Below are 12,169 nucleotides of genomic sequence, written 5' to 3' on the forward strand. Positions count from 1 at the left end.
GTGCTGCCCGAATCCGCGCGCGGCGAGGTCGGCGGCGACGCGGGCATGGCGCTCAACGCAGTCGGCGGCCTGACCACGCTGGTGGCGGAGATCGCCGCGCGCGGCACTCCGAGAGAACAGAGAGCGGAACAGCGGCAAGGACGAGATCAAGGGCGCGATGACGTCGCGTCGATGGAGAAAAATGCCACACCTACGAGATTCCGCCGCCAGGACGGCTAGGCGGGCGTGACGTGCCGCTGCCTCGCCGCTATACATCCGGCGCGTAGCGCGTACCGGATGGCGTGTTTTCCGGCCTTGCGGGATACCCGATCTGTCCCCCAGTCAGGGGACGCAGCGATCCGCCGATTCGGAACTTTTTGACTTGCGAGCGACCTGACCGCCGATGCCGATAACGATACTCGACCTCATCCTGCTCGGCGTCATGCTGATTTCGGGCCTGCTTGCGATGGTCCGCGGCTTCATGCGCGAAGTGCTGTCGATCGCGGCCTGGGGTGCTGCGGCCGTGGCAACGCTTTATTCATTCAACAAGCTGCTGCCGACCGCGAAGACCTATTTCAACAACGACACGGTGGCCGCCGTGGTCGTGGTCGCCGGCGTGTTCGTCGGTACCCTGATCGTGGTGTCCATCATCACGGTACGAATCTCCGACATGATCCTGGATTCCCGGATCGGTGCGCTCGACCGCACGTTAGGCTTCCTGTTCGGGCTGGCCCGCGGCCTCCTGATCGTCGTGGTTGCCTTCCTGTTCTTCAGTTGGCTGGTTCCGGACAAGCAGCGGCCGGACTGGGTGACGGGGGCAAAATCCCGGGTCGTGCTGCAAGGAACCGGGGATTGGCTGATGTCGCTCTTGCCTGACGACCCCGAGAACACCATTTTAAAGAGATTCAAGAAGAATAAACCCGAAGATGACCAGACTGACGCAGAACCGCCCCCACCGGGGAGCGGGGATGGCTACAGCAAACCGGCCAGGGACAGCCTGAAAAAGCTGATCGAAAAACCCGCGGCCCAGTGAGCTCAGGCCCAAAGAGAGGCGCGATGGACGAGACACCAGCTTTTGACCAGGACGCCCAACTCGATCCCAAGTTCGATCTGAACGCCGGCCCGGTCGGGCTTCAACTACAAGACGATCTGGAGGAGGACACCCTCCGTGAAGAGTGCGGCGTGTTCGGCATTTTCGGCCATTCCGAAGCCGCCGCCATCACCGCGCTCGGGCTGCATGCCTTGCAGCACCGCGGCCAGGAAGCGGCCGGCATTGTCTCCTTCGACGGTTCCCGCTTTCACAGCGAACGCCGGCTCGGCCTGGTCGGCGACACTTTTTCCCGCCGCGAGGTGATCGAGCGGCTGCCCGGCAGCACCGCGGTCGGGCATGTCCGCTACTCGACCACCGGCGCGACCATCCTGCGCAACGTGCAACCTTTGTTCGCCGAGCTCAGCTCCGGCGGCTTTGCGGTCGGCCATAACGGCAATCTCACCAATGGACTGACGCTGCGCCGCGAACTCGTGCGCAACGGCGCCCTGATGCAGTCGACCACCGACACCGAAGTGATCCTGCATCTGGTCGCGCAGTCCCGCCGCAGCCGTTTCATCGACCGCTTCATCGAGGCCCTGCGCGCGCTGGAAGGCGCCTATTCGCTGGTGGCGGCGACCAACAAGAAGCTGATCGGCGCCCGCGATCCGCTCGGCATCCGCCCGCTGGTGCTGGGCGAACTGGACGGCTGCCCGATCCTGGCGTCGGAGACCTGCGCGCTCGACATCATCGGCGCGGAGTTCGTCCGTGACGTCGAGCCCGGCGAGGTCATCGTGTTCGACGAGCACGGCGCGCAGAGCCACAAGCCGTTTCCGCCAAAACCGCCGCGACCCTGCATCTTCGAATACATCTATTTCGCGCGGCCGGATTCCATCGTTCATGGCCGCTCGGTCTACGAGGTGCGCAAGGCCTTTGGCGCGCAGCTCGCGCGCGAAAGCCATGTCGAGGTCGACGTCGTCGTGCCGGTGCCGGATTCCGGCGTGCCGGCCGCGATCGGCTACAGCCAGCATTCCGGCGTGCCGTTCGAGCTCGGCATCATCCGCAACCATTATGTCGGCCGCACCTTCATTCAGCCGACCCAGAGCATCCGCGAATCCGGCGTGCGGATGAAGCATTCGGCGAACCGCGCCGCGATCGCGGGCAAGCGCATCATCCTGATCGACGATTCGCTGGTGCGCGGCACCACCTCCAGGAAGATCGTGCGCATGATGCGCGATGCCGGCGCCCGCGAAGTGCATTTCCGCCTCGCCTCGCCGCCGATCCTGTACCCTGATTATTACGGCATCGACCTGCCCGACCGCGGCGGCCTGCTGGCCGCGACCCATTCGCTGGAAGAGATGCGCGAACTGATCGGCGCCGACTCGCTGGCGTTCCTGTCGATCGACGGCATGTACCGCGCCATGGGCGAACCTGGCCGCGACCCGGCCAATCCCAGATTCGCCGACCATTGCTTCACCGGCGCCTATCCCACCCACCTCACCGACCAGAGCCAGGTCGAGCCGCAGCCAAGACAGTTGTCGCTGCTGGCGGAGGCGAGCTAGTCCTCGTCATTGCCGGGCATAGCCGTCCAAAGGACGGCGCCGCTTCAGCTCGCCTAAGCTCGGCAATCCGTCTAAGATCAAGTCATTCTTGATGGATACGCGGTCAAGCCCGCGTATGACATTCTTGTTCTGATCTGGATTCCTGATGTCCCTGACCCCGACCTCCCGCATCGCCCTCGTCACCGGCGCCTCGCGCGGCATCGGTTACGCCACCGCGCGCGCGCTTGCCAAACAGGGCGCGCATATCATCGCCGTGGCGCGCACCCAAGGCGGGCTGGAAGAGCTCGATGACGAGATCAGGAAGGACGGCGGCAGCGCCACGCTGGTGCCGCTCAATCTGACCGATTTCGTAGGCATCGCGCGGCTGGGCGCTGCACTCAACGACCGGCATGGCAAGCTCGACATGCTCGTCGGCAATGCCGGCATTGCCGGCCCCTCCTCGCCACTTGGCCATATCGAGCCGAAGCAATGGACCGACGTGATGGCCATCAACGTCTCGGCCAATTTCCAACTGATCCGGTGCATGGAACCGCTGCTGCGGCAATCCGATGCCGGGCGCGCCGTGTTCGTGACCTCGGGCGCCGCCAACAAGGCGCTGGCCTATCTCGGCCCCTACGCCGCCTCGAAGGCGGCGCTGGAAACCCTGGCGCGGGTCTGGGCACATGAGACCGCCAGCACGAATATTCGCGTCAATCTGTTCAACCCCGGCCCGATCCGCACCCGCATGCGCGCCAGCGTGTTTCCCGGCGAAGACCCGATGACGCTCGACACGCCGGAGCAGGCCGCCGAGTTCATCCTGCCGATGTGTGCGCCCAACTGGACAGAGACCGGCAAGTTCTATGACTACCCGTCGCGCACGCTGATGAGCTTTCGCGAGCCGGCGTAGGCCTTTTGACGACGGTCGCGCACGTAACTCGCTCAACCGTCCCCCCCTGCGAAGGCGGTGACCCAATGTTCCAGAGACGGTGGTGATTGCATCGATAGGCCGCCCGCGTGCTGGATTGCCCGCATTTGCGGACAATGACGATCTGAATCGACGCCACCGTTTTGCTCTCCTCTGCTGATTGACTCTCCTCCTGCGCCGCTATTCACTGCGCCCGACTGAGGATCAACCGCAGCAAGGCGATGGAGAATGCCATGACGGGGATGCATTTGGCGCGAACCATCTCGCTTTGCATCGCTCTCGTCATCCCGCTCGGCGCATTGCTGCTTCCTGACACCGCGTCCGCCGGCGAGATTCCGACCTTCGCGGTCGATGCGTCCTGGCCAAAGCCGCTGCCGAACAACTGGATCATCGGCCAGGTCGGCGGCATCACCGTCGACCGGCAGGGACACATCTGGGTGCTCCACCGCCCACGCTCGCTGACCGACGACGAAAAAGGCGCAACGCTCAATCCGCCACGCTCAAAATGCTGCGTGCCAGCGCCGCCGGTGCTGGAATTCGATGTCGACGGCAATCTGCTGCGCGCCTGGGGAGGTCCCGGCGAAGGCTATCAATGGGTCGGGCGCGAACACGGCATCGAGGTCGACGAGCGCGGCTTTGTCTGGATCGGCGGCAATGCCGAGAACGATAACGCAATTCTGAAGTTCACCCTCGATGGCAAGTTCGTCTCGCAGATCGGCACCATCGCGCCGAGCAAGGGCTCCAACGACACGACGCAACTCGGCAAGCCGGCGCAGACCGCGATCGACAAAGAAGCCAACGAGATCTACGTCGCCGACGGCTACGGCAATCACCGCGTCATCGTGTTCGATGCATCGAGCGGCGCCTACAAGCGGCATTGGGGCGCCTATGGCCACGTACCGAGCGACGACAAGCAGGCGGCCTACGATCCCAAGGCGCCGGTCGACCAGCAGTTCGGCAATCCCGTGCATTGCGTGAAGATCGCCGATGACGGCCTGGTCTATGTCTGCGACCGCATCAACGACCGCATTCAGGTGTTCAGGAAGGACGGCACTTTCGTCAAAGAATTCTTCTATGAGAAAAATACGCTCGGCAACGGCTCGGTGTGGGATCTCGCGCTGTGGCCTGACCCTAGCCAAACCTATCTCATCAGCGCCGACGGTGAGAACAACGAGATCCGTATCATCAAGCGCGACGACGGCAGTGTGGTCGGCAGCTTCGGCCGCAGCGGTCGGAACGCCGGACAATTCCACTGGGTACATGCCATGGCGGTCGACAAGCTCGGCAACATCTATACCGGAGAAGTCGACAACGCCAAGCGCATCCAGAAGTTCAAACTGACCTCGGACGCGTTGCATTAGCATCGGACCGTAAGGTGGGCGAAGTCGCCCCTGCGCCGAGGAGCGAAGCGATCAAGCGATCCATTCGTTTTTCGCGGCAAGATGGGTGTTTTGCTTCGCTCGCAATGACGCCTTGATGGTTGCTACGCGAGGCGCTTCGCCAGCGTCCGCCGCGCGACCATCAGCGCGAGCACCAGCAACAGCGAAGCCAGCAGGAACGGCGCCCCCGGCAATTGCAGCGGCGCCTTTGCGCCGATGAAATACGCAAAGATCAGCGTGAACAGGAACGGTCCGACCAGCTGCGACACGCTCTGCACGCTCGAGGTCGCGCCCTGCAGCTGGCCCTGCTGGTCCGGCGTTACCAACCGCGTCATCAGCGCCTGGGTCGCGGCACCGGATACACCCCACAACGCCATCACGGGGACGCCGATCAGAAACAGCGACCCGGTCGGCGCGACACCGAAAATCAGAAAGCCGACGGCGCCGAAACCCAAGCCCAGCACCAGCGCATTGCGCTCGCCGAGCCGCCGCACGATCGGTCCGATCGCGGTGCCCTGCACCACCATCGAGCAGATCCCGACCAGCGCCAAGGTCAGACCGACCGTCCTGGCATCCCAGCCGTAGCGATAGTCGGCGTAGAGCACGAACACGGACGGCAACACCACATGCGCCAACTGCGAGAAGAAATTGGCGACCTGCAGGCCTGCAAGCGTCCGGTCCGCGCGCAACAGATGCAGCATGCCGACCGGATTGGCGTTCTTCCAACGGAACGGCGAACGCCGCTCCGCGGACAGCGACTCCGGCAGGATCAACAGACCATAGAGTCCGTTGGCAAGGCTCAGGCCCGCGGCGGCCCAGAACGGCAGCCGCGGCGTAATATCACCCAGCAGGCCGCCGAGCGCGGGGCCCAGGATGAAACCGGCGCCGAAGGCAACACCAATTTTGCCGAACACTGCGGCGCGGCGCTCCGGCGGCGTCTTGTCGGCGATATAGGCAAACGCGGTCGAGATGCTCGCCGAGGTGATGCCCGAGATCACCCGACCGACGAACAGCCAGGCCAGCGACGGCGCCAGCGCCATCAGCACATAGTCTGCCGCCAGCCCGAAATTCGACAGCAGCACGACCGGCCGCCGGCCGAAGCGGTCCGACAGGCCGCCGAGGATCGGTGAAAAGAAGAACTGCATCAGCGCCCAGGCGGTGCCGAACAGTCCAAAGATGCGCGCGGCAGAAGCGGTGTCGTTCGCAACGAAGCTTTCGATCAGCTTCGGCAGGATCGGGATGATGAGGCCGAGCGCCAGGGTATCGAGCAGGATGGTAACGAAGATAAAGGCGACCGAGGCGCCGCTGGCATCGGCCGCATCGATGGCGGCCTCGGCGACTTCGGCGTCACCGCTCACGAGGCCCGCTTTCGCTTGTGCGCGAACGGATTGGCCTTTTCCCGCAGCGTAATCCTGACCGGCGTGCCCGGCAGGTCGAACGCCTCGCGCAAGGAGTTGGTGAGATAGCGCAGATAGGATTGCGGCACCGCGTCGGCCCGCGAGCAGAACAGCACGAAGCTCGGCGGCCGCGCCTTGGTCTGGGTGATGTAGTTGAGCTTGAGCCGCCGCCCCGACACCGCCGGCGGCGGATTGGCCGTGATCGCCTGTTCGAACCAGCGATTGAGCGCAGCCGTCGGCACCCGCTTGTTCCAGACCGCATAGGCCTTTACGGTCGCCTCCATCAGCCGGTCGACGCCCTCGCCGGTCAAGCCGGACAAGGCGACGATCGGCACACCCGAGACCTGCGGCAGCCAGTGATCGGCGTCCGCGCGCAGCGCCGAGATCTGCCCGGGCTTGGATGCCATCAGATCCCATTTGTTGATTGCAATCACCAGCGCCCGGCCCTCGCGCTCGACCAGGTCGGCAATCCGCAGATCCTGTTCCTCGAACCGGTTCTGCGCGTCCATCATCAGCACTACGACTTCGGCAAAGCGCACCGCGCGCAGTGCATCGGCGACCGAAAGTTTTTCCAGCTTCTCCTCGATCCGCGAACGGCGCCTGAGACCCGCGGTATCGAACACGCGAAACTCGCGCCCTTTCCAGTTGATCTCGACCGCGATGGAATCGCGCGTCGTCCCGGCCTCGGGACTGGTCAACAGCCGCTCTTCGCCGACGAGATGATTGATCAGGGTGGATTTGCCGGCATTCGGGCGGCCGACGATGGCCACCCGAATCGGCCGTTTGGAGAAATCCTCCACCGCTTCCTCGCCGGACGTTTCCGCTTGTTCCGGCGGCTCCGGCATCAACGGACGCAGCGCGTCGTACAGCTCGCTCAGTCCCTCGCCATGCTCTGCCGAGACCTGGATCGGTTCGCCAAGCCCGAGGGCGTAGGCTTCCATCGCGCCGGATTCGCCCTGCTTGCCCTCGCTCTTGTTGGCGAGCAGCAGCACCGGCTTGTTGGCGCGACGGACCACATCGGCAAAGGCGCGATCGCTCGGCGTCAGCCCTACGCGGGCGTCGACGACGAACATCAGCGCGTCGGCAAGCCTGATCGCGGTCTCCGTCTGCTCCTGCATGCGCGCAGTCAGCGAGTCCTTGGCGCCCTCGTCGAGACCGGCGGTATCGATGATGGTGAATTCGAGATCGCCGAGCCGCGCTTCGCCTTCCCGCCGGTCGCGGGTGACGCCGGGTTCGTCATCGACCAACGCGAGCTTCTGTCCAACCAGGCGGTTGAACAGCGTCGATTTACCGACATTGGGCCGGCCGATAATGGCGATCGTAAACGACATCAATCATCCCTGCGCGTTGCAGCAGGCGCATGTCAATCGAATCAGGAAAGCAGGTTCAGCGCGAAAAATTGCCGCTCGGCATCGGTGCCGGGAACGGCGCGGAGGATTGCTGCGTTGGCTGGCCCGGCTGCGCCGTCTGGTCATCCGGCGGCGGCGCGGTGGTGCGCTTGCGCACGATCTTCTTCTTGGGCGGCGCGGCGGCCTCTCCGTCGGGCGCGGCATCGGGGTTCGGCCCGGCCGATGGATCCTGCGCGGCGTTGGCGGCATCCACCGGCTTCCTGGACTTTTTCGCCTGCTTGGACTTCGGCTCCTCGGGCGGCGGCTGCTGTGGCTGCGCGGCGGCTGCCGCGGCCTGGGCCGCCTGCTGGTCCTGTTGTTGCTGCTGCTGCTCGACTTCGCCCTTGTATAATTCCTTCGGCACGCCCTGCTCCAGTCCCGGGACGCCATCGGGGAATACCGGCTTGCGATCACCAGGCAGCTTCTTCTTGGTGTCGAGGAAATCCAAGAGATCGGTCGGATCCCAATTGCCTATCCCACCCGAGCAGCCGGCCAGCACGCCCGAGAACGCGATGAGCACGGCGGCTGCGATCAGGCGTTGCGTGCGGCGCATGGTCGATCTCTCGGTCAAACTGGTTTACCCGACGTCAGCTTTTTGCGACCGGCGGCAACAAGGCCTGCAGCGCTTCCGCGCGCGACCGCAGGCTTGGCGGCGTCTCGGCGTCGAGCGCGATCATGTCCAGCCACTGCCGCGTCGCCGTGCTATCATTGGCGTGGAACGCCGACAATGCCAATAGCTCGCGCGCGACGTTGTGGAACGTCGCGCCGGCCCCGGTGTCGGGCTCGAGCCGCTGCTTCATGTCGGCGTAGGTTGCGCTGTCGACCAATAGGCCGGCGGCGCGGATCCGCGCCAGCGCCTGCAGCTCGGTCCCGACGCTGCGGTCGGCTGCGATCTCGTCGAACATCTTGGCCGCGGCTTGCGGATCGCGGGCAGCGGCTTCGCCTGCGGCACGGAATCGCGACAGCACACGGTAACCGTATGGCGCCTTTGCCGCGAGGCCGGCAAAGGCCGCTTCCGCTTCGGTGTGCTTGCCCTGTTCGGAAAGCTCGATGGCCTTGTTGAAGGAATCACCCGCCTCAGCGGCCTTTTGGGCGTCGAAATACTGGTAGGCCCGCCAGCCGCCGACGCTGGCGATAACCAGCAAGGCCAGGGCGATGATGTAAAGCGAATAGCTGTCCCACAGCTTCTTGAGCTGTTCGCGACGGATCTCCTCGTCTACTTCATCAAATAATTCAGACACTTATGATATCCCCTTGGGACGGGCGGCACCCTTGGAGAGGCCACGCCAGGAATCCGTCGCCAGCGTGACCGGGCGATAGCCTATCGGTATGGCGCTGGCAAGGCAAAGCTGGCGGGATATCAACGCGTTAACGGCACTATCTTGCAGCCCCGGTTCCGGAGGCCGCCGGATCGCCATAAGTTTCGCGCAATTGCCGTTTCAGCACCTTTCCGTTGGCGTTGCGCGGCAGCGCCTCTGCCGTCACCAGGATCGTTTCCGGCACCTTGTAGTCGGATAGCCGTTCGGCGCACCAGGCCCGCAGCGCTTCGCTGGAGACGGCCTCGCGCGTCACCACCACCGCATGAACGCGCTCGCCGAGCACCGGGCACGGCCTGGCGATGATCGCGCTCTCGAGCACGCTGTCATGGGCGGCGAGCACGGATTCGACCTCGGCGGAGTAGATCTTCAGGCCGCCGCGATTGATCATGTCCTTCTTGCGATCGAACACGCGAACGAAATCGCCCGCATCGATCGAGCCGAGATCGCCGGAATGCCAGAAGCCGCCGGTGAAGCTTTCAGCCGTGGCCTGCGGATTGTTCCAGTAGCCCTTGATCACGGAGGCGCCGTGAATCCAGAGTTCGCCGATCTCGCCGCGCGGCAACTCACGGCCCAGCGCGTCCATCGCCACGATGGTCGTACCCGGACAGGGTAGGCCAACGCTGTCGACATGACGGGCCGTCAGTTCGCCCGGCATGATGGTCGAGGGCGAGGTGGTCTCGGTCGCGCCGTAGCAGTTCATCAGCTTCAGGCCGGGAAGCTTGACCGCCAGTCGCTCGATCGTCGCGACCGGCATCGGCGCGCCGCCGAAGCCGCCGATCCGCCAGGCCGAAAGATCGTGAGAGTCGAAATCCGCCTGCAGCAGGCAGAGATTGTACATCGCCGGCACCATCACGGTGTAGGTGACGCGCTCGCGCGCGGCGACCTTGAGATAGTCCGCCGCCTTGAACTCGGCGACGATGATCAAGGCGCCTGCGCAGGCGGTCATGGTCATGATGTTGGCAACCACGCCGGTGACGTGGCCAAGCGGCACCGCTGCGATCGAGCGGTCGGCAGCGGTCATCTCCATGCAGGCGGTGAAGATCATCGCCGAATGAATCAGGTTGCAATGCGCGAGCATCGCGCCCTTCGGCCGCCCGGTGGTGCCGGACGTATAGAGGATCATCGCGGTCTCTTCCTCGCCGACCTCGGTGGGCTCCGGCAGTGGCGCGAGATCGGCGAGAACGGCAAATCCGGACAATCTCGCATCGTCATCGACCGCGATCCGATGCGCCAGATCCGGAGCCTCACCCGCATCGGGCAGCCGGTCCGCAAGCCGGGCCTCATGGATCAGGAGCTTTGCGCCGCAATCCGACAGCACATAGGCGATCTCCGGCTTCTGCTGACGGGTCGAGAGCAGCACAGTGATCAGGCCGAGATGCGCGGCGGCGAACAGCGACAGCACGAACTCGATGCGGTTACCGAGCAGCAGCGCTACCCGGTCGCCCCGCGCGAGCCCCTTGTCGCGCAGGCCAGCGGCGATCTGCACGGAGGCGTGCGCAACCTCGCGCCAAGTCATGCGGCGCCCGCCGCAAATCAGCGCCTCGCCGTCGGGATTTTTCGACGCCGCGTTCTCAACCAGCTGCCAGATACTGTGCGGCCGGTCGCAGAAGGCGGGCACGATGCGATCGCCGAAGCGCGCTTCGAACCGCATCGCAGGAATTTTCGAGTATGACCAAGCCATCGGACAGCCCTCACCCCTTTTTCATGCCGTAGACATGTTCGGGGCCGGGAAAGGCGCGTGATCGGACGTCGCCGGCATAGGCTTCGACCGCGGCTTCGATTGCCGGGCCGAGATTGCCGTAACGGCGGACGAATTTCGGCGTCTGCGGCGAGAGTCCCAGCATGTCCTCCAGCACCAGCACCTGGCCGTCGCAAGCCGCGCTGGCCCCGATGCCGATGGTAGGAATGGCCACAGCGTCCGTGATCTTCCGCGCCAGCGGCTCGGCGACCGCCTCGATCACCAGCGAGAACGCGCCGGCATCCGCGATGGCCCTTGCTTCGTTCTCGATCGGCTCCCAACTGTTCTCCTCGCGCCCCTGGGCGCGGAATGATCCGAGCGTGTTGATCGATTGCGGCGTCAATCCGATATGGCCCATCACCGGGATGCCGCGCGCGGTGAGAAACGAGACCGTCTCCGCCATCCGCACCCCGCCCTCGAGCTTGACGGCACCGCATTGCGTCTCCTTCAGGATACGCACTGCGGAATGAAACGCCTGCTCCTTCGAGGCTTCGTAGGAACCAAAAGGCATGTCGACCACGACCAGCGCACGGCGTGAGCCGCGCATCACTGCGCGGCCCTGCAGGATCATCATCTCGAGCGTCACCGGCACCGTGGTCTCGAAACCGTGCATGACATTGCCCAGCGAATCGCCGACCAGAATCACGTCGCAATGGCGGTCGACCAATGCTGCGGTATGCGCGTGATAGGAGGTCAACATCACCACCGGCTGGCCGCCCTTGCGGGCGCGAATCTCGGGCGCGGTCTTGCGTTTGATCGTCGATTGCACGGACATGCTAGCCTCCCATCACGGGGATACCCATCACCAGCGGATGGAAGGCGAACGCCAGCGCCAGATAGGCGATGATGCCCACCACCACCGCGATCAGATCGTTACCGATGCCGCCGACCGGAATCGGCGGCGCGCCGGGATCGGCGCGGCGCTTCAGCGAAATGCGATCGAATACCGCCCAACCCAAAAACGAGCCGAACAGGATGATGCCACCAAGATCGCCGTTGGCCAGGAGATGCCCGAACGCCCACAGCTTGACGCCGGCCAGCATCGGATGTTTGACCGCGGCATAGATGCGGCCACGCAGATAGGCCGCCACCACCAGGATCACCGCCGGCAGCATCAGCGCGATGTTGAGATGCTTCAGCGCCTTCGGCGGCGACCAGATCGGCCACATGCCTGCCGCCCGATAATGCGCAAACCCCCAGACGATCAGCACAAGCCCGATCAGCGACACCAGCGCGTAGGCCCCCTTGTAGCCCCCCTCGCCGAGCGAACCGATCAGCCGGGCGCGCAATTCGCGCTGCGTGGTCAGCGCATGGGCGCCGAGGAACAGCACGAGGCCAGCCATCATCACCAATAATCCCACGATATCCTCCCCTTGCGCGCCGGCTTATGTCATTATTCGCGTAACACTTTAGGGACATCACTCGCAATGCCGTCAAGCGGAGCCGCACTCTCGGTCGTCCTACGCGGGCTTGACC

The 12,169-nt window shown here is 64.6% G+C and carries 11 protein-coding genes and 1 pseudogene; 5 read left to right on the forward strand and 7 right to left on the reverse strand.

The genetic code is table 11. The features are described 5' to 3' along the window. The 5 genes and pseudogenes from WCB02_RS25065 to WCB02_RS25085 all read left to right on the forward strand — a co-directional run. Positions 1-219: pseudogene (locus tag WCB02_RS25065) on the forward strand (DNA repair protein RadA); the annotation flags it as partial. Positions 220-382: 163 nt separating this feature from the next. Beyond that, the gene (locus WCB02_RS25070) at positions 383-1,012 is read left to right on the forward strand and encodes a CvpA family protein (protein ID WP_423962407.1); all 630 of its coding nucleotides are present in this window, start codon (positions 383-385) and stop codon (positions 1,010-1,012) included. A 23-nt stretch (positions 1,013-1,035) separates the two neighbouring features. Continuing rightward, positions 1,036-2,568 carry an amidophosphoribosyltransferase gene (gene purF, locus WCB02_RS25075; RefSeq protein ID WP_423962409.1) on the forward strand — a complete coding sequence of 511 codons (1,533 nt, stop codon included), beginning with the start codon at positions 1,036-1,038 and terminating at the stop codon, positions 2,566-2,568. A gap of 145 nt (positions 2,569-2,713) precedes the next feature. Continuing rightward, positions 2,714-3,454, forward strand: coding sequence for an SDR family NAD(P)-dependent oxidoreductase (locus WCB02_RS25080; RefSeq protein WP_423962411.1), 741 nt, complete (start codon positions 2,714-2,716; stop codon positions 3,452-3,454). A gap of 260 nt (positions 3,455-3,714) precedes the next feature. Then, on the forward strand, positions 3,715-4,833 hold the full coding sequence (locus WCB02_RS25085) for a hypothetical protein (RefSeq protein ID WP_423962424.1): 1,119 nt from the start codon (positions 3,715-3,717) through the stop codon (positions 4,831-4,833). Between the two features lie 122 nt (positions 4,834-4,955). On the opposite strand, the gene WCB02_RS25090 is transcribed toward WCB02_RS25085, so the two are convergent. The 7 genes from WCB02_RS25090 to WCB02_RS25120 form a co-directional block, all read right to left on the reverse strand. Continuing rightward, positions 4,956-6,209, reverse strand: coding sequence for a TCR/Tet family MFS transporter (locus WCB02_RS25090; protein WP_423962413.1), 1,254 nt, complete (start codon positions 6,207-6,209; stop codon positions 4,956-4,958). Then, positions 6,206-7,579 (reverse strand): ribosome biogenesis GTPase Der, encoded by a 1,374-nt coding sequence (gene der, locus WCB02_RS25095; protein ID WP_423962415.1) that lies wholly within the window; start codon positions 7,577-7,579, stop codon positions 6,206-6,208. The genes WCB02_RS25090 and der overlap by 4 nt, the downstream gene beginning before the upstream one ends. Positions 7,580-7,634: 55 nt before the next feature. After that, on the reverse strand, positions 7,635-8,189 hold the full coding sequence (locus WCB02_RS25100) for a hypothetical protein (RefSeq protein ID WP_423962416.1): 555 nt from the start codon (positions 8,187-8,189) through the stop codon (positions 7,635-7,637). A 34-nt stretch (positions 8,190-8,223) separates the two neighbouring features. Continuing rightward, positions 8,224-8,877 (reverse strand): tetratricopeptide repeat protein, encoded by a 654-nt coding sequence (locus WCB02_RS25105; RefSeq protein WP_423962418.1) that lies wholly within the window; start codon positions 8,875-8,877, stop codon positions 8,224-8,226. A gap of 136 nt (positions 8,878-9,013) precedes the next feature. Further along, on the reverse strand, positions 9,014-10,636 hold the full coding sequence (locus WCB02_RS25110; RefSeq protein ID WP_423962419.1) for a class I adenylate-forming enzyme family protein: 1,623 nt from the start codon (positions 10,634-10,636) through the stop codon (positions 9,014-9,016). Between the two features lie 10 nt (positions 10,637-10,646). Beyond that, on the reverse strand, positions 10,647-11,468 hold the full coding sequence (panB, locus tag WCB02_RS25115) for a 3-methyl-2-oxobutanoate hydroxymethyltransferase (protein WP_423962421.1): 822 nt from the start codon (positions 11,466-11,468) through the stop codon (positions 10,647-10,649). Position 11,469: 1 nt separating this feature from the next. Next, positions 11,470-12,054 carry an NnrU family protein gene (locus WCB02_RS25120; protein ID WP_423962422.1) on the reverse strand — a complete coding sequence of 195 codons (585 nt, stop codon included), beginning with the start codon at positions 12,052-12,054 and terminating at the stop codon, positions 11,470-11,472. Between the last annotated feature and the right edge of the window lie 115 nt (positions 12,055-12,169).

It is taken from the genome of Bradyrhizobium sp. (genome assembly GCF_049581145.1).
Taxonomy (GTDB): domain Bacteria; phylum Pseudomonadota; class Alphaproteobacteria; order Rhizobiales; family Xanthobacteraceae; genus Bradyrhizobium.

What these genes read in the sequence shown, in the direction of transcription:
- WCB02_RS25100 (WP_423962416.1), bottom strand. Translation starts at nt 8,189, where the DNA reads ATGCGCCGCACGCAACGCCTGATCGCAGCCGCCGTGCTCATCGCGTTC.
- purF (WP_423962409.1), top strand. Translation starts at nt 1,036, where the DNA reads ATGGACGAGACACCAGCTTTTGACCAGGACGCCCAACTCGATCCCAAG.
- WCB02_RS25085 (WP_423962424.1), top strand. Translation starts at nt 3,715, where the DNA reads ATGCATTTGGCGCGAACCATCTCGCTTTGCATCGCTCTCGTCATCCCG.
- WCB02_RS25110 (WP_423962419.1), bottom strand. Translation starts at nt 10,636, where the DNA reads ATGGCTTGGTCATACTCGAAAATTCCTGCGATGCGGTTCGAAGCGCGC.
- WCB02_RS25070 (WP_423962407.1), top strand. Translation starts at nt 383, where the DNA reads ATGCCGATAACGATACTCGACCTCATCCTGCTCGGCGTCATGCTGATT.
- der (WP_423962415.1), bottom strand. Translation starts at nt 7,579, where the DNA reads ATGTCGTTTACGATCGCCATTATCGGCCGGCCCAATGTCGGTAAATCG.
- panB (WP_423962421.1), bottom strand. Translation starts at nt 11,468, where the DNA reads ATGTCCGTGCAATCGACGATCAAACGCAAGACCGCGCCCGAGATTCGC.
- WCB02_RS25080 (WP_423962411.1), top strand. Translation starts at nt 2,714, where the DNA reads ATGTCCCTGACCCCGACCTCCCGCATCGCCCTCGTCACCGGCGCCTCG.